This window comes from Labedaea rhizosphaerae, from assembly GCF_004362825.1.
GTDB classification, from domain to species: Bacteria; Actinomycetota; Actinomycetes; order Mycobacteriales; family Pseudonocardiaceae; genus Labedaea; species Labedaea rhizosphaerae.
Genome location: NZ_SNXZ01000006.1, coordinates 172,021 through 190,561, shown reverse-complemented (window position 1 = coordinate 190,561; position 18,541 = coordinate 172,021). Strand labels below are relative to the sequence as shown.

At 71.4% G+C, this 18,541-nt stretch carries 19 protein-coding genes; 3 read left to right on the top strand and 16 right to left on the bottom strand.

Features of this window, described 5'->3' with window-relative positions; all coding sequences use genetic code 11:
- Window positions 1–5: 5 nt before the first annotated feature.
- The 11 genes from EV186_RS29830 to EV186_RS29780 form a co-directional block, all read right to left on the bottom strand.
- On the bottom strand, window positions 6–998 hold the full coding sequence (locus tag EV186_RS29830; RefSeq protein ID WP_133852799.1) for an aldo/keto reductase: 993 nt from the start codon (window positions 996–998) through the stop codon (window positions 6–8).
- 309 nt (window positions 999–1,307) lie between these two features.
- On the bottom strand, window positions 1,308–2,453 hold the full coding sequence (gene hutI, locus EV186_RS29825; protein ID WP_133852798.1) for an imidazolonepropionase: 1,146 nt from the start codon (window positions 2,451–2,453) through the stop codon (window positions 1,308–1,310).
- Window positions 2,450–3,733: a formimidoylglutamate deiminase gene (locus EV186_RS29820; protein ID WP_133852797.1), complete on the bottom strand. Its 1,284-nt coding sequence runs from the start codon at window positions 3,731–3,733 to the stop codon at window positions 2,450–2,452. The genes hutI and EV186_RS29820 overlap by 4 nt, the downstream gene beginning before the upstream one ends.
- Window positions 3,730–4,932, bottom strand: a complete 1,203-nt coding sequence (locus EV186_RS29815) for an allantoate amidohydrolase (protein WP_133853103.1) — start codon at window positions 4,930–4,932, stop codon at window positions 3,730–3,732. Before EV186_RS29815 ends, EV186_RS29820 begins: the two co-directional genes overlap by 4 nt.
- 214 nt (window positions 4,933–5,146) lie before the next feature.
- A complete protein-coding gene (hutU, locus tag EV186_RS29810; protein ID WP_133852796.1) occupies window positions 5,147–6,808 on the bottom strand; it encodes a urocanate hydratase in 1,662 nt (553 codons plus the stop codon).
- Between the two features lie 10 nt (window positions 6,809–6,818).
- On the bottom strand, window positions 6,819–8,333 hold the full coding sequence (hutH, locus tag EV186_RS29805; protein ID WP_133852795.1) for a histidine ammonia-lyase: 1,515 nt from the start codon (window positions 8,331–8,333) through the stop codon (window positions 6,819–6,821).
- A 78-nt stretch (window positions 8,334–8,411) separates the two neighbouring features.
- On the bottom strand, window positions 8,412–9,428 hold the full coding sequence (locus EV186_RS29800) for a hypothetical protein (RefSeq protein WP_133852794.1): 1,017 nt from the start codon (window positions 9,426–9,428) through the stop codon (window positions 8,412–8,414).
- Window positions 9,425–9,922 (bottom strand): SigE family RNA polymerase sigma factor, encoded by a 498-nt coding sequence (locus EV186_RS29795; RefSeq protein ID WP_133852793.1) that lies wholly within the window; start codon window positions 9,920–9,922, stop codon window positions 9,425–9,427. The genes EV186_RS29800 and EV186_RS29795 overlap by 4 nt, the downstream gene beginning before the upstream one ends.
- A gap of 16 nt (window positions 9,923–9,938) precedes the next feature.
- Entirely contained in the window at window positions 9,939–10,907 is a 969-nt protein-coding gene (locus EV186_RS29790; protein WP_133852792.1) for a hypothetical protein, read from the bottom strand.
- 125 nt (window positions 10,908–11,032) lie between these two features.
- On the bottom strand, window positions 11,033–12,061 hold the full coding sequence (locus EV186_RS29785; protein ID WP_133852791.1) for a hypothetical protein: 1,029 nt from the start codon (window positions 12,059–12,061) through the stop codon (window positions 11,033–11,035).
- Window positions 12,058–12,552 carry a SigE family RNA polymerase sigma factor gene (locus EV186_RS29780; RefSeq protein ID WP_133852790.1) on the bottom strand — a complete coding sequence of 165 codons (495 nt, stop codon included), beginning with the start codon at window positions 12,550–12,552 and terminating at the stop codon, window positions 12,058–12,060. Before EV186_RS29780 ends, EV186_RS29785 begins: the two co-directional genes overlap by 4 nt.
- A 76-nt stretch (window positions 12,553–12,628) precedes the next feature.
- Here EV186_RS29780 and EV186_RS29775 point away from each other — a divergent pair, with 76 nt between their 5' ends.
- A complete protein-coding gene (locus EV186_RS29775; protein WP_133852789.1) occupies window positions 12,629–13,426 on the top strand; it encodes an IclR family transcriptional regulator in 798 nt (265 codons plus the stop codon).
- Here EV186_RS29775 and EV186_RS29770 read toward each other — a convergent pair.
- The 5 genes from EV186_RS29770 to EV186_RS29750 are packed head-to-tail and all read right to left on the bottom strand — an operon-like array spanning window position 13,411 to window position 17,216.
- Complete coding sequence (locus EV186_RS29770) at window positions 13,411–13,716, bottom strand: DUF6191 domain-containing protein (protein ID WP_243754359.1); 306 nt, start codon at window positions 13,714–13,716, stop codon at window positions 13,411–13,413. The two genes, EV186_RS29775 and EV186_RS29770, sit on opposite strands and share 16 nt — an antisense overlap.
- 42 nt (window positions 13,717–13,758) lie before the next feature.
- The gene (locus tag EV186_RS29765) at window positions 13,759–14,706 is read right to left on the bottom strand and encodes an ABC transporter substrate-binding protein (protein WP_133852788.1); all 948 of its coding nucleotides are present in this window, start codon (window positions 14,704–14,706) and stop codon (window positions 13,759–13,761) included.
- 10 nt (window positions 14,707–14,716) lie between these two features.
- Window positions 14,717–15,487 carry an ABC transporter permease gene (locus tag EV186_RS29760; RefSeq protein ID WP_279538339.1) on the bottom strand — a complete coding sequence of 257 codons (771 nt, stop codon included), beginning with the start codon at window positions 15,485–15,487 and terminating at the stop codon, window positions 14,717–14,719.
- Window positions 15,442–16,104: an ABC transporter permease gene (locus tag EV186_RS29755; protein ID WP_133852787.1), complete on the bottom strand. Its 663-nt coding sequence runs from the start codon at window positions 16,102–16,104 to the stop codon at window positions 15,442–15,444. The genes EV186_RS29760 and EV186_RS29755 overlap by 46 nt, the downstream gene beginning before the upstream one ends.
- Window positions 16,101–17,216, bottom strand: a complete 1,116-nt coding sequence (locus EV186_RS29750; RefSeq protein ID WP_208115856.1) for an ATP-binding cassette domain-containing protein — start codon at window positions 17,214–17,216, stop codon at window positions 16,101–16,103. The genes EV186_RS29755 and EV186_RS29750 overlap by 4 nt, the downstream gene beginning before the upstream one ends.
- Window positions 17,217–17,456: 240 nt before the next feature.
- On the opposite strand from EV186_RS29750, the gene cmtR reads away from it, so the two are divergent.
- Window positions 17,457–17,816, top strand: a complete 360-nt coding sequence (cmtR, locus tag EV186_RS29745; RefSeq protein WP_133852785.1) for a Cd(II)/Pb(II)-sensing metalloregulatory transcriptional regulator CmtR — start codon at window positions 17,457–17,459, stop codon at window positions 17,814–17,816.
- Window positions 17,817–17,863: 47 nt separating this feature from the next.
- Window positions 17,864–18,541, top strand: a complete 678-nt coding sequence (locus EV186_RS29740; RefSeq protein ID WP_133853100.1) for a cation efflux transmembrane domain-containing protein — start codon at window positions 17,864–17,866, stop codon at window positions 18,539–18,541.

Sequence of the window (18,541 nt, the reverse complement as noted above, 5' to 3'; positions counted from 1 at the left end):
CCGGGTCACCAGGCGTAGGCCTCCGGAGCGGGCTTCGAACCGTTCGGGGCCGGGGCCGGGAACAGCTCGTCGAGCTTCGCCAATGCGTCGGCGTCCAGCTTGATGTCCAGCGCGCGCAGCGAACCGTCGAGTTGGGCGATGGTGCGCGGGCCGATGATCGGGCCGGTCACGCCCTCCTGGTGCAGCAGCCAGGCAATGCCCAGGTCAGCGGGGTCGTGGCCGAGCTCGGCGGCGAACTTCTCGTACTTCTCGATCGTCTCGCGGTGCTGCTCGAGACCGTCGGCCGAACGTCCCTTCGCCCCGCGCGACGCGCCGCCCTCCTTCTGCTTGCGCAACACGCCCGCGAGCAGGCCACCGTGCAGCGGCGACCACGGGATCACACCGAGCCCGTAGTGCCGCGCGGCGGGCAGCACCTCGAGTTCGATCCACCGGGTCAGCAGGTTGTAGATCGACTGCTCGCTGACCAGGCCGAGGAAGTGCCGGTCGCGCGCGGCCTCCTGCGCCTGCGCGAGGTGCCAGCCGGCGAAGTTCGAGGACCCGAAGTAGAGGACCTTGCCCTGCTGGCGCAGGACCGAGAACGCCTCCCAGATCTCGTCCCACGGCGTGTTCCGGTCCACGTGGTGCATTTGGTACAGGTCGATGTAGTCGGTCTGCAGGCGCTTGAGCGAGGCGTCCGCGGCGCGCCGGATGTTCAGCGCCGACAGGAAGGTGTCGTTGGGCCAGTCACTCATGCTGCCGTAGAGCTTGGTGGCCAGCACGGTCTTGTCGCGCCGGCCGCCACCCTTGGCGAACCACCGCCCGATGATCTGCTCGGTGATCCCCTCGCCCTTCGCCCAACCGTAGACGTTGGCGGTGTCGAAGAAGTTGATGCCGTGCTCGTGGGCGCGATCCATGATCGCGTGACTGTCCTCTTCGGACGTCTCGGGCCCGAAGTTCATGGTGCCGAGGACCAGCCGGGACACCGAGAGCCCGGACCGGCCGAGGTGCGTGTACTCCATGCCCGCCAACCTACGCCCGGAGTAACTCCAGGTATGGCACTCCGGTCACCGGCAACCGAGCCCGCTCCGCCGGGTGTGTCCCCCGTTCCGACCCGGCGTGTCCCTCCTTCCGACCCGGCGTGTCCCCCGCTCCAGCCGGGTGTGTCCCCCGTTCCATCCGGGTGTGTCCCCCGCTCCGACCCAGCGAGTCCCACGTTCCGAGTGTGGGACACACCTTGCCCGACTGTGGGACACACCCTGCTCGACTGTGGGACACACCCTGCTCGACTGTGGGACACACCCCGCCCGACTGTGGGACACGCCCGGGCTTCAGGCTCGGGTGACGCGCGTGCCGCGGCGCCACACGGCCCAGGTCAGCGGGACGCCCGGCCGGTAGGCCAGGTGCGTTGCCGACGGCGCGTCCAGCACGTGGAGGTCCGCGCGCGCACCCTCGCGCACGACACCGACATCGTCGCGGCGCAACGCTTTCGCTCCGCCCAGGGTGGCCGCGGCGACCGCCTCCTCGACGCTCATCCGCATCTGCAGCACTGCCGTGGCCACGCAGAACGCCATCGACGAGGTGTAGGACGAACCGGGGTTGCAGTTCGACGCCAGCGCCACGGTCGCGCCCGCGTCCAGCAGCCGCCGGGCCGGGGGCAGGGCCTGCCGAGTGGAGAGATCGGTCGCGGGCAACAACGTGGCCACCGTGCCGGAGCCCGCCAACGCGTCCACATCGGACTCGCTGAGGTAGGTGCAGTGGTCCACGCTCGCCGCGCCCAGTTCCACGGCGAGGCGCACGCCAGGCCCCTCGCCGAGCTGGTTCCCGTGCACCCGCAACCCGAGCCCACGCGAAGCGGCCGCCGTCAACACCGCACGGGACTGGCCCTCGTCGAACGCGCCGGTCTCGCAGAACACGTCCGCCCAGCGCACGTGCGGGGCGAGCGCGTCGAGCATGTCGCCGCACACCAAGGCCACGTAGTCGTCGGCATCCCACCCCGGTGGGACCAGGTGCGCGCCGAGGAAGGTGACCTCGTCGGCCAGCGAAGCCGCGACGATCGCCGACCGGCGCTCGTCCTCGACGGTCAACCCGTAGCCGGTTTTGGTCTCGATGCAGGTGGTGCCCTGCGCGACCGCCTCGTCGACGTGCTTGCGCAGCCCGGCGGCCAGCACGTCGTCGGACGCGGCGCGGGTGGCCTCGACCGTGGTCGCGATGCCACCCGCCGAGTATGCCTGCCCGGCCATCCGCGCGGTGAACTCGGCCGTCCGATCGCCCGCGAAGACCAGGTGGGTGTGGCTGTCGACCCAGCCCGGCAGCACGGCGCGGCCTTCGACGTCGACCCGCTCGTCGGCGTCGGGGGCGCCGGCGGCCGAACCGACCCACGCGATCCGCTCGCCGTCGATGACCAGGGCGGCATCGGTGAGCGCAGCGCCGGTGTTGGTGGTCAACTCGCCGATGCCGGTGATCAGGACGCTCATCGGGCCGCCTCCCAGACTTCGGTGATCGCGTCGTGCAGGAGTCTGCCGACGTCGCCCAGGGTGCTGTGGACGCCGTCGCGGACTATCGGCGTGCCGTCGGAGATGACCGTGTGGATGTCAGCCGCGGACGCCGCCAGCATCACCTGACCGGGGGCGCTGCCCGCGGTGCGGGGCGTGTCCATGCGCACCGCGACCAGATCCGCGGGCCAGCCGGGGGCGATCGCGCCGCCGGGCCGGCCGAGGGCGGCGTGACCGGTCATCGCGGCGGTCAGCTCGGCCGGGGTGAAGCGGCCGCGCCGGCCAGTGCGCAGGCGCTCGCCGTGTTCCAGGGCGCGGGCCTCGGTGAACATGTCGATCACGACGTGCTGGTCGGAGCCCAGGCAGAGGGTGCTGCCCGCGTCGACCAGTTCGCGCGCCGGGCCGATGCCGTCGGCCAGGTCGCCTTCGGTCGTGGGGCAGAAGCACGCGGTGACCTGGTTGCCGCCCAGCAGATGGATGTCCTCTGTGGACAGGTGGGTCGCGTGCACCGCGGTCAGGTTGTCCCGCAGCACGCCGTGGCGGTGGAGCAACTCCGTCGGCGTGCAGCCGTGACGCGCCAGGCAAGCCTCGTTTTCCGCGGGCTGCTCGGACAGGTGGACGTGCACGACGCCGCCCCGGGTCAGCTCCGCGAAGGGACGCAAGTATTCGGCCGGCACCGCACGCACCGAGTGCAGGGCCCAGCCGTCGAGGGTGCCCGCACGGGACCACCAGCGGTCGAGGTCGCCGTCGGAGAACCGTTGCTGCGTCTCGTTCAGCGGCTCGCCGTCGAGGCCGCCGGTCAGGTAGAGCGTGTCCAGCAACGTGATCCGGATGCCGGCGTCGGCCGCGGCTTGGTGCAGGGCGTGCCCCATGGCGTTGGGGTCGTCGTACGGACGGCCGCCGGGCGCGTGGTGCAGGTAGTGGAACTCGCCGACCGACGTGATACCGGCCAGCGCCATCTCGGCGTAGACCGCGCGTGCCAGGGTGAGGTAACTGTCGGGGTCGAGGGTCGCGGCGAGGGCGTACATGGCGTCGCGCCACGTCCAGAAGGTGCCGCCGTCGGCGTGGGTGCGACCACGCAACGCGCGGTGGAAGGCGTGCGAGTGCGCGTTGGCGAAGCCGGGGAACACCATGCCGGACAGGCGCTCCGCACCGACGTCCTCAGTGGACACCTTGGTGATCAGGCCATCCTCGGCGTGCACGGTGACGCCCTGAGCCACACCGTCGGGCAGCCAGATGTTCTCGCACCAGTAGGCGGTCATCCGGCCAGCCGTTCCAGGACCTCGGCCAGCGCGACCGCCCCGGCCGCGCAGTCGTCGCGCTCGGCGTGCTCGGCCGGGGCGTGGCTGATCCCGGTCGGGTTGCGGACGAAGAGCATCGCGGTCGGCACCCGGGCGGCGAGCACGCCCGCGTCGTGCCCGGCGCCGGTGGGCAGCGCGGGCACGCCGCCGAGCCAGCCCGCGAGGCGGTCGCGCAGCGCGGTGTCGAACACGACGGTGTCGCCGTAGGACTCCTCGGTGATCTCGACCGCGCATCCCTCGGCGGCGGCTGCCTCGCGCGCGGCGGCAGCGATTTCGGCGACCACCGCGCGTGTTCCGGCGTCGTCGGGCGAGCGCGCGTCCAACCACATGTCCACTGTGGACGCGATGACGTTGGTGCCGCCGGGCACCGGGAGCACCCGGCCCACCGTCGCGCGGGCCTGGGGGACGGCCTTCGCCGCCTGGCGCACGGCGACGACGGTCTGCGCGGCGGGCAGCATGGGGTCGCGGCGGTCGCCCATCAGCGTGGCGCCGGCGTGGTTGCCCTCGCCGGTGAACCGCAGGCGCCAGCGGCCGTGCGCGAGGATCGACTCCGCCACCGCGACCGGCGCGCCGAGGTCGATGAGCCCGCGGCCCTGCTCGACGTGCAGTTCGACGAACGTGCCGATGGTGGCGAGTGCTTCGTCGTCGCGACCGAGCCGTGCGGGGTCGAGCCCGGCGGCCCGCACGGCATCACCGAGCGTGGTGCCGTCAAGGTCGGTGAGCGCGCGCGCTTTGTCGGCCTCGATGGTGCCCGCCAGCAACCGCGACCCGAGGCACGGCACCCCGAACCGGCCGCCTTCCTCCTCGGCGAACACCAGCACGGCCAGCGGCTTGACCGGTTGGAAACCCTTGTCCCGCAACAAGTCGACCGCGGCGAGCGCGCTGGTCACACCGAGCGGCCCGTCGAACGCGCCGCCGCCGGGCACCGAGTCGAGGTGGCTCCCGGTGACGATCGCGCCCTTGCCGGGGGTGCCCCACCAAGCCCAGAGGTTGCCGTTGCGGTCGGTGCGGACGTCGAGGCCGCGGCGGCGCGCCTGCTCGGTGAACCACTCGCGCAGCTCCAGCTCGACGCGGTCGAACCCGTGCCGCGAATAGCCGCCGCGCTTGGGATCGGCGCCGACGCCCGCGATCTCGTCCAGTCCGCTGTTGGCGAAGCCCACAGCCGCGAGCTCGCGGGGGCCCCGGCTCGCCGCGCTTGATGGCTCGCTCACGCGTCACCCTCCTGTCAAGCAGTTGTCCACAGGCACCCGGTTGTCCACAGATCCGCTTCGAGCGCCCCACAGCCCCGCTGACCCCGATAGACTGGACACAGGGGCGCCCCCCGGGAGGGTGGGGGCTGCCATAGGAGCGGAATGCGTTGGTGTCAAGGGGAAGTCACGCGCGTTCCATGGGGATCGCGACCGCGCGGTCCCGGGCCACCTCGTCCGCCCGCTCGTAGCCGGCGTCCACGTGCCGGATCACGCCCATGGCCGGGTCGTTGGTCAGCACGCGTTCGATCTTCTGGCCCGCCAGCTCGGTCCCGTCCGCGACCGTGACCTGACCCGCGTGGATCGAGCGCCCGATGCCGACGCCACCGCCGTGGTGGATGGACACCCAGCTCGCCCCCGACGCGGTGTTGACCAGCGCGTTCAGCAGCGGCCAGTCCGCGATCGCGTCCGAACCGTCGGCCATCGACTCCGTCTCCCGGTACGGCGACGCGACCGAGCCGCAGTCCAGGTGGTCGCGGCCGATCACCACCGGCGCCGACAGCTCGCCCGACGCGACCATCTCGTTGAACCGCACGCCGGCCAGGTGCCGCTCGCCGTAGCCCAGCCAGCAGATGCGCGCCGGAAGCCCTTGGAACGCAACGCGTTCGCCCGCCATCTTGATCCAGCGGGCCAGGGATTCGTTCTCCGGGAACAACTCCAGGATGGCCCGGTCGGTCGCCTCGATGTCCTTCGGGTCACCGGAGAGCGCGGCCCAGCGGAACGGGCCCTTGCCCTCGCAGAACAGCGGCCGGATGTAGGCGGGCACGAAGCCGGGGAAGTCGAACGCGCGCTCGCTGCCGCCGAGCTTGGCCTCGCCGCGGATCGAGTTGCCGTAGTCGAACACCTCGGCACCGCGGTCCATGAAGCCGACCATCGCGTCCACGTGCTCGGCCATCGAGTCGCGGGAGCGGTCGGTGAACTCGTCGGGCTTCTTGGCCGCGTAGTCGTGCCAGTCGTCCAGCTCGACCCCGCGCGGCAGGTACATCAGCGGGTCGTGCGCCGAGGTCTGGTCGGTGACGATGTCGATGTCCACGTTGCGGCGCAACAACTCCGGCAGCACCTCGGCGGCGTTGCCGATCACCGCCACGGACAGCGGACGGCGCTCCTTCTTGGCGGTCTCGACCCGGCGGATCGCGTCGTCCAGGTCGTCGGCCACCTCGTCGAGGTACCGCGTCTCCACCCGCCGGTGCGCACGCGCCGGGTCCACCTCGATGCACAGCACGACGCCCTCGTTCATCGTGACCGCAAGCGGTTGCGCACCACCCATGCCGCCGAGCCCGGCGGTCACGGTCAGCGTCCCGCGCAGCGTGCCGCCGAAGCGCTTGTTCGCCACGGCCGCGAACGTCTCGTAGGTGCCCTGCAGGATGCCCTGCGTGCCGATGTAGATCCACGAACCCGCGGTCATCTGCCCGTACATGGTCAGGCCCAGCTGCTCCAGGCGCCGGAACTCCGGCCACGTCGCCCAGTCGCCGACCAGGTTCGAGTTCGCGATCAGCACCCGCGGCGCCCACTCGTGGGTGCGCAGCACGCCGACCGGCTTGCCCGACTGCACGAGCAGCGTCTCGTCCTCGGGCAGGGTGGTCAGCTCGCGGGTGATCGCCTCGAAGCTGGCCCAGTTGCGCGCGGCCTTGCCGGTGCCGCCGTAGACGACCAGGTCGTCGGGGCGCTCGGCCACCTCGGGGTCGAGGTTGTTGTGGAACATCCGCAGCGCGCCCTCGGTCTGCCAGTTGCGCGCGGTCAGCTTGGTGCCGCGCGCGGCGCGGACGGGACGAGGTCCGGGGGTGGTCATCAAGATCTCCTCACAGTGCGGCCAGCGCGCCGGACCGGATGAGGTCCTCGGCGGCGGCGATCTCGGGGGCGAGGTGGCGGTCGGGGCCGACGCCCGGCACCCGCTCACGCAGCAACGCGAGCGCCGTGCCGGTGGCCTTGCCCGGCGTCAGGGGCGCACGCAGGTCGAGCGCGCGCGCCGCGGTCAGCAGTTCGATGGCCAGCACGGAGGTCAGGCCGTCGACGGCCTTGCGCAGCTTGCGCGCCGCCGACCAGCCCATCGAGACGTGGTCCTCCTGCATGGCCGAGCTCGGGATCGAGTCGACCGACGCCGGCACCGCGAGCCGCTTGAGCTCGGAGACGATCGCGGCCTGGGTGTACTGGGCGATCATGTGACCGGAGTCCACGCCGGGGTCGTCGGCCAGGAACGGCGGCAGGCCGTGCGAGCGGGCCACGTCGAGCATCCGGTCGGTGCGCCGCTCGGCCATGCTGGCCACGTCCGCGACCGGGATGGCCAGGAAGTCCAGCACGTAGGCGATCGGCGCGCCGTGGAAGTTGCCGTTGGACGCCACCCGGCCGTCGTCGAGCACCACCGGGTTGTCGATGGCCGCGGCCAGCTCGCGCTCGGCGACCAGTTCGGCGTGCGCGAGCGTGTCGCGGGCCGCGCCGTGCACCTGCGGGGCGCAGCGCAACGAGTAGGCGTCCTGCACGCGCGTGTCCTCGGGGCCGCTGTGGCTCGCCACGATCGGCGAACCTTCGAGCAGGCGCAGCATCCGCGCCGCCGAGAGCGCCTGGCCGGGGTGCGGGCGCAGTGCGTGCAGCTCGGGGATGAACACCCGGTCGGTGCCCAGCAGCGCCTCGACGCTCATGGCCGCGGTCAGGTCGGCGACGTCGAGCAACGCATGCAGGTCGCGCATCGCGAGCACCAGCATGCCGAGCATGCCGTCGGTGCCGTTGATCAGCGCGAGGCCCTCCTTCTCGGCCAGCTGCACGGGCGTGATCCCGCTGTCGCGCAACGCATCGGCCGCCGGACGCAAGGTGCCGTCGCGGTCGAGGACCTCGCCCTCGCCCATCAGCGTGAGCGCGCACGCGGACAGCGGCGCGAGATCACCGGAGCAGCCGAGCGAGCCGAACTCGTGCACCACCGGCACGATGCCCGCGTTCAGCACGGCCACCATCGCCTCCACAGTGGACTGGCGAACGCCGGTGTGCCCGGTGAGCAACGTCTGCAGGCGCAGCAGCATCAGCGCCCGCACCACCTCCGGCTCGACCGGGGCCCCGGTGCCGGCCGCGTGCGAACGGATCAGCGAACGCTGCAGCTGCGCGCGCTTGTCCGGCGGGATGTGCTTCACGGCGAGTGCACCGAACCCGGTCGAGATGCCGTAGGTCGGCTCCGCCGCGTTGGCCAGCTCGTCGATGTGGGCGCGTGCCTTCGCGACCGCGGCCAGCGCCTGCTCGGTCGGCTCGACCGGCGCACCGTCGCGCGCCACGGCGACCACCTGGGGAGGAGTCAGCGGCGTGCCGCCGATCGGTACCCGTTCCTGCATGCGCACAGCAAACCCCGCCCCGGGCGTTCGCACGACCCGGGACGGGGTGGGATGTGTCTGGAATCCCAGACAGTGGTTCTAGCGGGTGCCGATCCAGTTCACGTAGGCCGCGTCGTGCACGACCGCGGTGTCGGCGATCTTGATCACCTCGTCCCTGGTCAGCGGCCGGACGCCGGGGTGGTTGCCCCCCGACGCCACCACGCTCAGGTACCGCCCGTCGCCCAGCGGAACGGACAAGGTCTGCCTGGCCCCGTCCGCCGACTTCGCATACCGGCCCTGGTTGCCGCGCGCGGTCACCGCCGCACCGCTGGTGAGCTCCGGCTCGTGGTCGACGAAGATGTCCACTTCGGCGAGCGGCTCCTGCTCTCGAGTGGTGCACGACGCCATGCCTTCCGGGGCATGGCCGCCCACGGACGGCCCCCTTGTGATCGCGCCGAGGTTGGCGTACGGGCACCAGCCCGGGTCGACCACCGCGCGGAAGGGCTTGGTGCCGTCCGTGCGCAGCGCGCGCGCGACGTGCAGCGCGATGGCACGGTGGTCCTGCCCGCCGTCGACGGTGATCCGCACCTGCAGGTGGGGCTCGGGCCGCCACGTCACGTCCGTCCGGTGCCCCGGCGGGGTGTCGGTCGAGTCGACGTAGGCCGGCTTGCCGTTCACGTCGACCACCGTGGTGTCGTCGGTGCGGCGCGGCGGTTCGTCGGTCTGCTGGACCGTGATCGTCACGGTCGGCCCCGGCCACTGCGAGCCCACCGGCATGCTCCACTGCCGCAGGACCGCCGTCGCCTGGGCGGACCGCTCCGCTTCCACGACGTCGGCGGGCAGCCAGCCGGGCTCGTAGGCCATGGCCCGCTGCCACAGGACCGGCTGGTTCGGCGAAGCCGCCGCCGGCGTCGTGCTCCGCGCGTGGCGCAGGACGAACGGCACGGTGATCGCGATCGCCACCACCGCGGCGGCCGCGAGCGCCATCCCGATCGTGCGCGGACCGTGCCGGCGCGAGCCGGCCCGGGCCAGCGCTTCCCGCACGGCGGCGCCGTCCGGGCGACGGTCGGCCTGCAGGTGCATGGCGGTCACGATCAGCTCTTCGGTGTCAGTCATGATCCGTCCCCGGTCGACGTGGTCACGTGGTCGGTGCGCAATGCGGCGATGGCGCGGGCGAGGTGGCTGCGGACCGTGCTCGCCCCGCAGCCGAGCAGTTCGGCGATCTCGCCGTCGGTGCGGTCCTCGTAGTAGCGGAGCACCACCGCGGCCCGTTGCTTCGGCGGCAGCGCCGCGATGCGCGCGAGCATCGCCTCGCGCTCGTCGTACGACCCGGACGGGTCGTCGACCAGTTCCTCGCGGGCCACGGCCACCGCGGCGGCCTCGTGCGCGGCCCGGCGGCGGCGCAGGGACAGGTACTCGTTGAGGATCATGCGCTTGACGTACGCCGTGGGCGCGGCCATCGGCCCGATCCGCCGCCACTTCTGCTGGGCGCGCAGGAGCACTTCCTGCACGACGTCCTTGGCGAGTTCGGCGTCACACGTGAGCACGCTGGCGTAGCGCAACAGACCGTCCAACCGCTCGTCGACGAAATCGTCGAAACTGCTTCGCACAGCTCTCCCCTTCGCCTCAGCGGGTGCCGATCCAGCTCACGTCGGCGTGCTGGTCGACCTGGACGGCGGCGAGCAGTGCGGTGAAGTCGGGCCATCCCGGCAGGTGCCCGGTCTGTTCGGTCCCGGCGACCGCGACGTCGTAGCCGTCCCGCTCGACCTGGGCCAGGCCCGGCTTGCCCGTGCGCAACTGCCCGAAGGTCAGCACGAACTCGTGACCCTGGTAGGTGGTCTTCGCGGAGATGCGGGTTTTCGGGGGGTTGACGTGCCTGGAGCCGAAGACCTTCGCGCCCGCGGCGGTCCACCCGGCGGGGAGGTGGTCGAAGCGCAGTTGCGGTGCGAAGCGCACGGTGTCGCCCTGCCGCACCGACCTGGCGACGCGTTCGGCGATGCCCGCCTGCGCCTCGTCCGGTCCCAGCAACGCGGACACGGTCACCAACCGGCCCGGCGACTGCTCCCAGACCACCCGGGTGTCGTTCTCGCCGGTCAGCTCCTTGGCCGGCTTGCCGTTGACGGTCAAGGACTTGCCCTTGGCGGGCAGGTGGCCGGGCCCCACCGCGAGCGACACCCCGGAGATGGCCACCGGGGTCCCGCCGTCGTCGACCTCGCCGTCGAGCCACGTGCGGGTGAACGACTGGCTGGTGGACGTCCGCTCCGCTTCGACCACGTGTGCGGGCAACCAGTGCGGCGCCAGGTTCATCTCCGTGACCGGTGCCGAGGGCTTCGCGGCCGGCGCGGCGGGTACCACCTGCGCCGCTGGCGCGGCTGGCGCCGCCGTGCCACCGGGCGCACGGTGCAGGACCACGGGCACGGTGATCGCGGCCACGGCAGCGGCCACGACCGCGATCACCACGTTCCGGCGGATCCGCCTTCCTTGTCTGGTCAGGACGTCACGGATCGCCATCGCATCGGGGCGACGGTCGGCCTGGGTGCCCTCGGCCTGGGTGCGCAGTGCGGCCACGATCAGCTCCTCGGTGTAGGTCATCATGCCGCTCCGGGTCGAGGCGGTCGCATGGTTTGCTCACCCTTGGAACGCACGCGCTCACGGATCTGCTGAGCGCACGCGAAAAGAAACCCCGCGCCGAGCGGCGCGGGGTTTCCTGGGAGATCGGCTCAGGGGGTACCGAGCCAGCTCACGTCAGCCTGCGGGTGCTCCTGGATGGCCTGTGACGCCATCTGCACCATCGTCTTCATCGGTGGTGTGGGCTCACCGGGTGCGTCGACGTGCAGCCCCACCAAGAGGAAGGACCCGTCGGGCAGCTTCCCGATGTTGTCGTTCGCGTGCACGTCCGGCTTCGGCCGGTAGGTGCTGGGCTGCCAATCGAGGAAGGCGATGAAGTCGTAGCTCCCGGTCCGCACCCGCACTTGCAACTGGGTGTCGCTGTTGCGGGGGTTGTCCCCGCTGACGCCCACCGCGAGCGGCGTCCAGCCCTGCGGCAGCTTGCCGAACGTGATCTGCGGGTCTATCCGCGCGTCGTGGTCGTCCGGCTGCACCGACCGCGCCACCCGGAGCACGTCCGCGAGAACCTTGTCGCCCTCGGCAGGGGACTGGGTGTGCTCGGGCGTGTAGCTGAAATTGGGCTGACCATCGGCACCCCGCACCGTCAGGATCACTCCTGGTTCCGGCTCCCAGGTGACCTCGTAGACGGTCGTCGCCAAGCTGGTCACCTTGCCGGGGTGGCCGTTGATGTCGATGGTGTGGTTGTTGCCCGTCGGCATGGAGCCCGGCTGGGTCGAGAGCCGGATCGTGTGACCGGTCGCGAACTGCCAGTCGGCTTCGCCGCCTTCGGTGACGACCCCCTCGCTGGTGGTCCACAGCCGGGAAGTCTCCGCACCGCGGCTCTGCCGCGCCTTCTCCACGAGTCCGGCCGGCAGCCAGTGCGGTTGGAACGCGAACCCCGAGTGGTGCTGGGCGGCCGCGGACTGGTTCTGGCCGCTGGAACCCCCCGGTCCCGCGACCAGCACCGCCCCGACGGCCAGCAGCGCCGCCACGGCGGCAGTGGCCCCCACGAGCACCGCCCGGCGTGGCCGGCTGCGGGCCTGCCGCGCCTCGATCCGCATCAGCAGCGCCACGGCGTCCGGTGCGCGATCGGCCTGCCGGTGCAGCGTTTCCTTGATCAACACCTCGGTCTTGTCGGTCATCGTCCCTCCTTCACGGTTGTCACGACGTCGTTTGCGCGCAGCGCGGCCATGGCGTGCGACAGGTGGCTGCGCACCGTGCCCGACCGGCAGCCGAGGATCTCGGCGATCTCGGCGTCGGTGCGGTTGTCGTAGTAGCGGAGCACCACGGTGGCCCGCTGTTTCGGTGGCAGCACGGCGATCCGGGCGAGCATCGCGTCGCGTTCGTCGTAGTCGGTGGCCGGATCGGCGAGGGCCACCTCGACGCCGCCGTGCCCGGTCGAGATCTCGCGCACCGCCTTGCGCCGGCGCCACGACAGGTATTCGTTGGTGACCATGCGTTTGACGTACGCCAGCGGTGCGTCCATCGCGCCGATCCGCGGCCACCGCGGCTGCACCCGCAGCAGGGTGTCCTGGACGACGTCCTGAGCGAGATCCGGGTCGCACGTCAACGCGGTGGCGTAGCGCAGCAGCGTGGCCGCCCGCTCGGTCGCGAATTGCTCGAAGCTCTGCACTGGCACCCCCTTTCGTTCGTTCGCCCCACTAGAACGTCGCCAGGCACCCGAGATGTTGAGCCGTAGGGTGACATTCGTGGCGAGCAGTTCGGATGTGCCCGCGCTGCGCCGCGGCCTGGCCGTGCTGCGGTTGCTGGCCGGGAAGGCGGGGCCGGTCACCGCGGCGGCGGTGGCGCGGGAGCTCGCCCTGCCCCGCTCGACCACGTATCACCTGCTCACCGAGCTGGCCGAGGCCGGTTTCGTCACCCACCTGCCGGAGGAGCACCGGTACGGGCTCGGGCTGGCCGCGTTCGAGCTGGGGTCGGCCTACCTGCGCCACGACCCGCTGGAGCGGCTGGCCCGGCCGTTGCTGCGCCGGCTGGTGGACCGCACCGGGCACACCGCGCACCTCGGCGTGCTGCACGGGCGGGAGATCGTCTACCTGCTGCGGGAGCTGCCCGCCCGGCCGAACACGACGGTGACCGACGTGGGGGTGCGGTTGTCCGCGCACCTGCCCGCGTCGGGGCGGGCGATGCTGGCCTACCTGCCGGCCGCGCAGGTGCGGGTGTTGTTCCCGGACCGGGCCAGTTTCGTCGAGCGGACCGGGCGCGGTGCGCGGTCGTTGCCGGAGTTGCGGCGGGACCTGGCGGCGGTGCGGCAACGGGGGTGGGCCGTCGAGGACGGGTTCGTGACGGCCGGCCTGGCGTCAGTGGCCGCGTGCGTCTTCGACCACGGGGAACGGGCGATCGCCGCGGTGTCGGCGACGTTCCGGCACGAATGCCCAGAGTCTTGTGACGCAGGGCCTTGTGGCGCCGATTGGCCGGACGTCGCGGCGGACGTGCGGGCGGTGGCCGCGGAGCTGACCTCGCGGGTCGGCGGTCACTCGGTCGGCTGAGCCTTGCCGAGGCGGTCGGCGCGGAAGGTGCCGCGGTCGAGGTCCACGCCGTGTTCCGGCGGCGCGCCCTGCGATTCCTCGTCCCGCATCATCGACATGGAGTCGCGGTGCTCGAGCTGCATGCGCTTGGAACCGTAGAAGAAGGCCGTGACCTCGTCGGCATAGGTGGCCGACAAAGTGCGGTGGTTCCCGCGTTTACCGGCCTTGCGCGCCCGGGACTCGTAAATACCGACGATCATCAACAGGATGATGCTGAGCGGCCCCAGGAGTTCCATCAGCAAAACGCCCACGGCCACTCAACGAGTGGCCGTGGGCGCTGGTTCCTGCGATTCTCAGCCCTTGTCCAGGCCCTGGGCCTTCAGCCATTCCGCGGCCACGGCCGCCGGGTCCGGCTTGCTCGGGGCGTTGAGCTTGCCGTTCAGCTCGATCAGCGTGTCCGTGGTCAGCTTGGCCGACACCGCGTTCAACGCCGCCTTGACCTTCGGACCCACCTTCGACGAGTTGATCAGCGGCAGCACGCTCTGCGCCGCGAAGTTGCTCTTCGGGTCCTCGAGCACCACGAAGTTGTTCGCCGTGATCGACGGGTCGGTGGTGAAGAGGTCGGCCGCCTGGACCACGCCGGTCTTGAGCGCGTTCACCGTCAGCGGGCCGCCCGCGTCGAGCGACTTGTAGCCCTTGATCTGCAGGCCGTAGTTCTTCTGCAGGCCGGGGATGCCGTCCGGGCGCTTCTGGAACTCCGGCGGACCACCGAAGGTCACCTCACCGCCGTGCGGGGCCAGGTCGGCGATGGTCTTGAGGTTCCACTTGGTGGCGGTCTCCTTGGTGACCACCACGGCGTCCTTGTCCTCGGCCGCCGACTTGTCCAGCACGATCAGCGGCGCGGGGACCTTCTGCTGCAACGCCGTGTAGACATCCGCGTCGGAGGTCTCCTTCGCCGACTTGTCGAAGTACTGCAGCAAGGTGCCGGAGTACTCCGGGATCAGGTCGATCGACCCGTCCTGCAACGCCGGGATGTAGGTCTCGCGGCTGCCGATGTTGGGCTTCTTGCTGACCTTGATGCCCTTGGCTTCCAGCGCGCCCGCGTAGATCTCGGCGAGCAGCTGGCTCTCCGGGAAGTTCGCGGAACCGACCGTCAGCGACGCCGGGTCCGCGGCCGCCGTGGTCGGCGCCTTGCTGGGACCACCGGCCGGGGTGTTGCTGAGCGGGTCGGACGACCCGCCGCACGCGGACAGGGTGAGCGCCGCGGTGACGGCGACGACACCGGCGAATACGCGTTTCATCGAGAACTCCTCATGCTTGTGCGCCGGCCGCCTCGGCGACCGGTTCGGAACTGGCCCGCGTCGCGCGCCGGCGGGTCCGCGCCGTGCGCAATCCAGGCGACACGGCGAGGCGTTGGACGACGGTCAGGATGGCCTCCACCACGATGGCCAGCGCCGCGATCAACACGGCACCACCCGCCATGGAGGCGTAGTCGTGGAAGGCGAGACCGTCGAGGATGAAGCGGCCGAGACCACCCAGGGTCACGTAGGCCGCGATCGTCGCGGTGGCGATGACCTGCAGGGTCGCCGCGCGCAACCCGCCGATGATCAGCGGCAACGCGATCGGCAGCTCCACGGTCAGCGCGATCTTCAGCTCGGACATGCCCATGCCGCGGGCCGCGTCCACCACCTCCGGGTCGACGTTGCGCACACCGGAGTAGGTGCCCGCGAGCAGCGGCGGGATCGCCAGCGCGACCAGGGCGATGGTGACCGCCTGCAGCGCGAGCGCGACCCCCATGACCAGCACCAGCAGGATCAGCAGACCCAGTTCGGGCAGTGCGCGGAACGAGTTCACGACGCCGACCACGACGAACGAGCCGCGCCCGGTGTGCCCGACGTAGAGCCCCAGCGGCAGGGCGATCACCGCGGCGATCAGCACCGCGATGGCGGTGTAGGTCAGGTGCTCGCCGATGCGCACGGGGATGCCCGCGTAGCCCGACCAGTTCAGCGGGTCGGTCAGCCAGGCCCAGATCGCGTTCACGCCGATGCCCCCTTGCTCGCGCCGCGCGTGGCGCGGGTCCACGGCGTGATCAGCTTGCCGACCAGCAGCAGGAGGGCGTCGACGACCAGGGCCAGCACCAGGATCGCGACGATGCCCGCGATGATCTCCGGGTAGTTGGTGCGGTTGAAGCCTTCGGTCAGGAACGAGCCGAGGCTCTCCACGCCGATGATCGCGCCGATGCTGGCGAGGCTGATGTTGGTCACCGCCGCCACGCGCACGCCCGCGGTGAGCACGGGCACCGACAGCGGCAGGTCGACGGTGAAGAACCGGCGCAGCTGCCCGAAGCCCATCGCGTTGGCCGCGGCGACCACGTGGCCCGGCACGGCGTCGAGCGCGTCGGCGACCGAGCGGACCAGCAGCGCGATCGTGTAGATGGTCAGCGCCACCTGCACGTTCAGCGGGTCGAGGATGCGGGTGCCGATCAGCGCGGGCATCACGACGAACAACGCCAGCGACGGGATCGTGTACAGCAGCCCGGAAAGCGGGATCAGGATCGTGCGGGCCAGCCGCCAGCGGTGCGCGACCCAGCCCAGCGGCACCGAGAGGACGAACCCGATCAGCACCGGGAGCAGCGCGAGCACCAGGTGTTGCCCGGAGACCTGCAGCAGCTGTCCGAAGTGGTCGCTGACCCAGGTCATGCGGTGGCCGCCTGTTCGCGGGCCTTGGACAGCGCCGCCAGCACGGATTCCGCGCTGACCCGGCCGACCACGGCCCCGCTGCCGTCGACCGCCACGCCGTGCCCGGAGGGCGAGGACAAGGCGGCGTCCATGGCACTGCGCAAGGAACCCGTGGTGCCGTTGCCGCCCTCGACGTCGTAGAGCGAACCGCCGGGCTCCAGGCCGTCCGCGGTCACCGTGCCGTCCACAGTGGACGACGAGCCGGGGCGCAGCCACCCGACCGGCTTGCGCTCGCCGTCGACGACCAGGACCCAGTCGTTCGTGGTCGGCACCGCGGCGCCGACCGGCACGGTTTCCAGTTGCTCCACGGCGATCCCGTCCGCGGACAGGAAGCCCAGGCCGCGGTAGCCGCGGTCGCGGCCGACGAAGCTCGACACGAACTCGTCGGCGGGCGCGCGCAGCAACTCGGCCGGCTCGGCGTACTGGGCGAGCTTGCCGCCGACGCGGAACACCGCGACCTTCTCGCCGAGCTTGATCGCCTCGTCGATGTCGTGGGTGACGAAGACGATGGTCTTGTCCAATTCGGCCTGCAGCCGCAGCAACTCGTCCTGCAAGCCTTCGCGCACAACGGGATCGACCGCGGAGAACGGCTCGTCCATGAGCAGGATCGGCGGATCGGCGGCCAGCGCGCGGGCCACGCCGACGCGCTGCTGCTGACCACCGGAAAGCTGTGCGGGGTAACGCTTGCCGAACTCGACGGGCAGCCCGACCAGTTCGAGCAGTTCGCTCGCGCGGGTGCGTGCCTTCGCCTTGGACCAGCCCGAGAGCAGCGGCACGGTGGCCACGTTGTCGAGCACGGTGCGGTGCGGGAAGAGGCCTGCCTGCTGGATGACGTAACCGATGCCGCGGCGCAGTTGCGCGGGCTTCTGCTTCGCCACGTCCTGGCCGTCGACCAGCACCTGACCCGAGGTGGCCTCGATCATGCGGTTGACCATGCGCAGTGACGTGGTCTTGCCGCACCCCGACGGGCCGACGAACACCGTGATGGTGCCCGCTTCCACGGAAAGGGAGAGCTCGTCGACCGCGACCGTCCCATCGGGATACCGCTTGGTCACGTCCCGGAACTCGATCACCCGAGATCCTTCCGGTCGTGACGGCCACTCGCCGGCCGCCGCGTGGTCAGCAGACCCTATATCGCCCCACCGACAGTGGCACCACGTTTCACAATGTGATGTCCCAATCGCGACCCTTCCGCGTTGCGAGCAGCGCGGCGACGGCCCAATTCCCGTCACTCGCGGCGGTGACGCCCGGCGCATCGCGTCCCGGTTCCGCTTCCAGCTGACCAGTTCAGCTATGGCTGTACTATCTTCCGCGTGCTGAAGTGTGTGGCGCGGGGCGATGCGCTGGCCCGAATCGGTCGAGCTCTGGCGGACCCGACGCGATGCCGGATCCTGGTCGCCCTGCTCGACGGCGAGCGTTACCCGGCCGTGCTGGCCCAGCGGCTGGCGCTGAGCCGGTCGAACGTGTCGAACCACCTCGCCTGTTTGCGCGGCTGCGGGCTGGTGACCGCGTCCTACGAAGGCCGTCAGGTTCGATACGAGCTCGCCGATCCGCACCTCGCGCGCGCTCTGGCCGAGCTGGCCGACGTGGTGCTCGCCGTGGACACGGCGGCGCCGTGCGTGGCCGAGCAGCAGTCGATCGCCTCGAGCCCGGCCGGGGTGGTGACGCCGTGAGCGACGAACTTCGCGCCGGCGCGCGGCAAGCTCTGCGGCCCGTCGTGATCGGCGACCCGGTCGCGGGATCGCAGGAATGCGACGACGGGTGCGGACCGCACTGCACGAGCCCCTGCTGTGCCCAGCCCGACCCGCACCGGCGAGCCGTGCTGAGCCGCCGGGTGCGGTGGCTGGTCGCGGGCACCATCACCTACAACGTCGTCGAAGCCGTTGTGGCGCTGGCCGCGGGGACGGTCGCGTCGTCCACCGCACTGATCGGGTTCGGGCTGGACTCGGTCATCGAGGTCGCCTCCGCCGCGGCCGTCGCCTGGCAGTTCGCCGGAGCCGACGCGCGCGAGCGGGAACGCGTCGCGCTCAAGGTCATCGCGCTGTCGTTCTTCGCACTGGCCGCCTACGTCACCGTGGACTCCATCCGGTCCCTGCTCGACACCAGGGCCGCGGACCACTCGACCACGGGGATAGTGCTCGCGGCGTCGTCGTTGCTGATCATGCCGGTGCTGTCCGCCGCGCAACGCCGGGCAGGACGCGAACTGGGGTCCGCGAGCGCGGTCGCCGACTCGAAACAGACGTTGCTGTGCACGTACCTGTCCGGTGTGCTGCTCGCCGGGCTCCTCGTGAACTCACTGTTCGGCTGGTCCTCCGCCGACCCGATCGTCGCCATGGTCATCGCCGCCGTCGCCGTCAATGAAGGGCGCAATGCCTGGCGTGGCGACAGGTGCTGCTGA

Bases quoted from the DNA above. Each gene is read 5' to 3' on its own strand.
- EV186_RS29830 (WP_133852799.1), bottom strand. From the start codon at position 998: ATGGAGTACACGCACCTCGGCCGGTCCGGGCTCTCGGTGTCCCGGCTG.
- hutI (WP_133852798.1), bottom strand. From the start codon at position 2,453: ATGAGCGTCCTGATCACCGGCATCGGCGAGTTGACCACCAACACCGGC.
- EV186_RS29820 (WP_133852797.1), bottom strand. From the start codon at position 3,733: ATGACCGCCTACTGGTGCGAGAACATCTGGCTGCCCGACGGTGTGGCT.
- hutU (WP_133852796.1), bottom strand. From the start codon at position 6,808: ATGACCACCCCCGGACCTCGTCCCGTCCGCGCCGCGCGCGGCACCAAG.
- hutH (WP_133852795.1), bottom strand. From the start codon at position 8,333: ATGCAGGAACGGGTACCGATCGGCGGCACGCCGCTGACTCCTCCCCAG.
- EV186_RS29800 (WP_133852794.1), bottom strand. From the start codon at position 9,428: ATGACTGACACCGAAGAGCTGATCGTGACCGCCATGCACCTGCAGGCC.
- EV186_RS29790 (WP_133852792.1), bottom strand. From the start codon at position 10,907: ATGATGACCTACACCGAGGAGCTGATCGTGGCCGCACTGCGCACCCAG.
- EV186_RS29785 (WP_133852791.1), bottom strand. From the start codon at position 12,061: ATGACCGACAAGACCGAGGTGTTGATCAAGGAAACGCTGCACCGGCAG.
- EV186_RS29765 (WP_133852788.1), bottom strand. From the start codon at position 14,706: ATGAAACGCGTATTCGCCGGTGTCGTCGCCGTCACCGCGGCGCTCACC.
- EV186_RS29755 (WP_133852787.1), bottom strand. From the start codon at position 16,104: ATGACCTGGGTCAGCGACCACTTCGGACAGCTGCTGCAGGTCTCCGGG.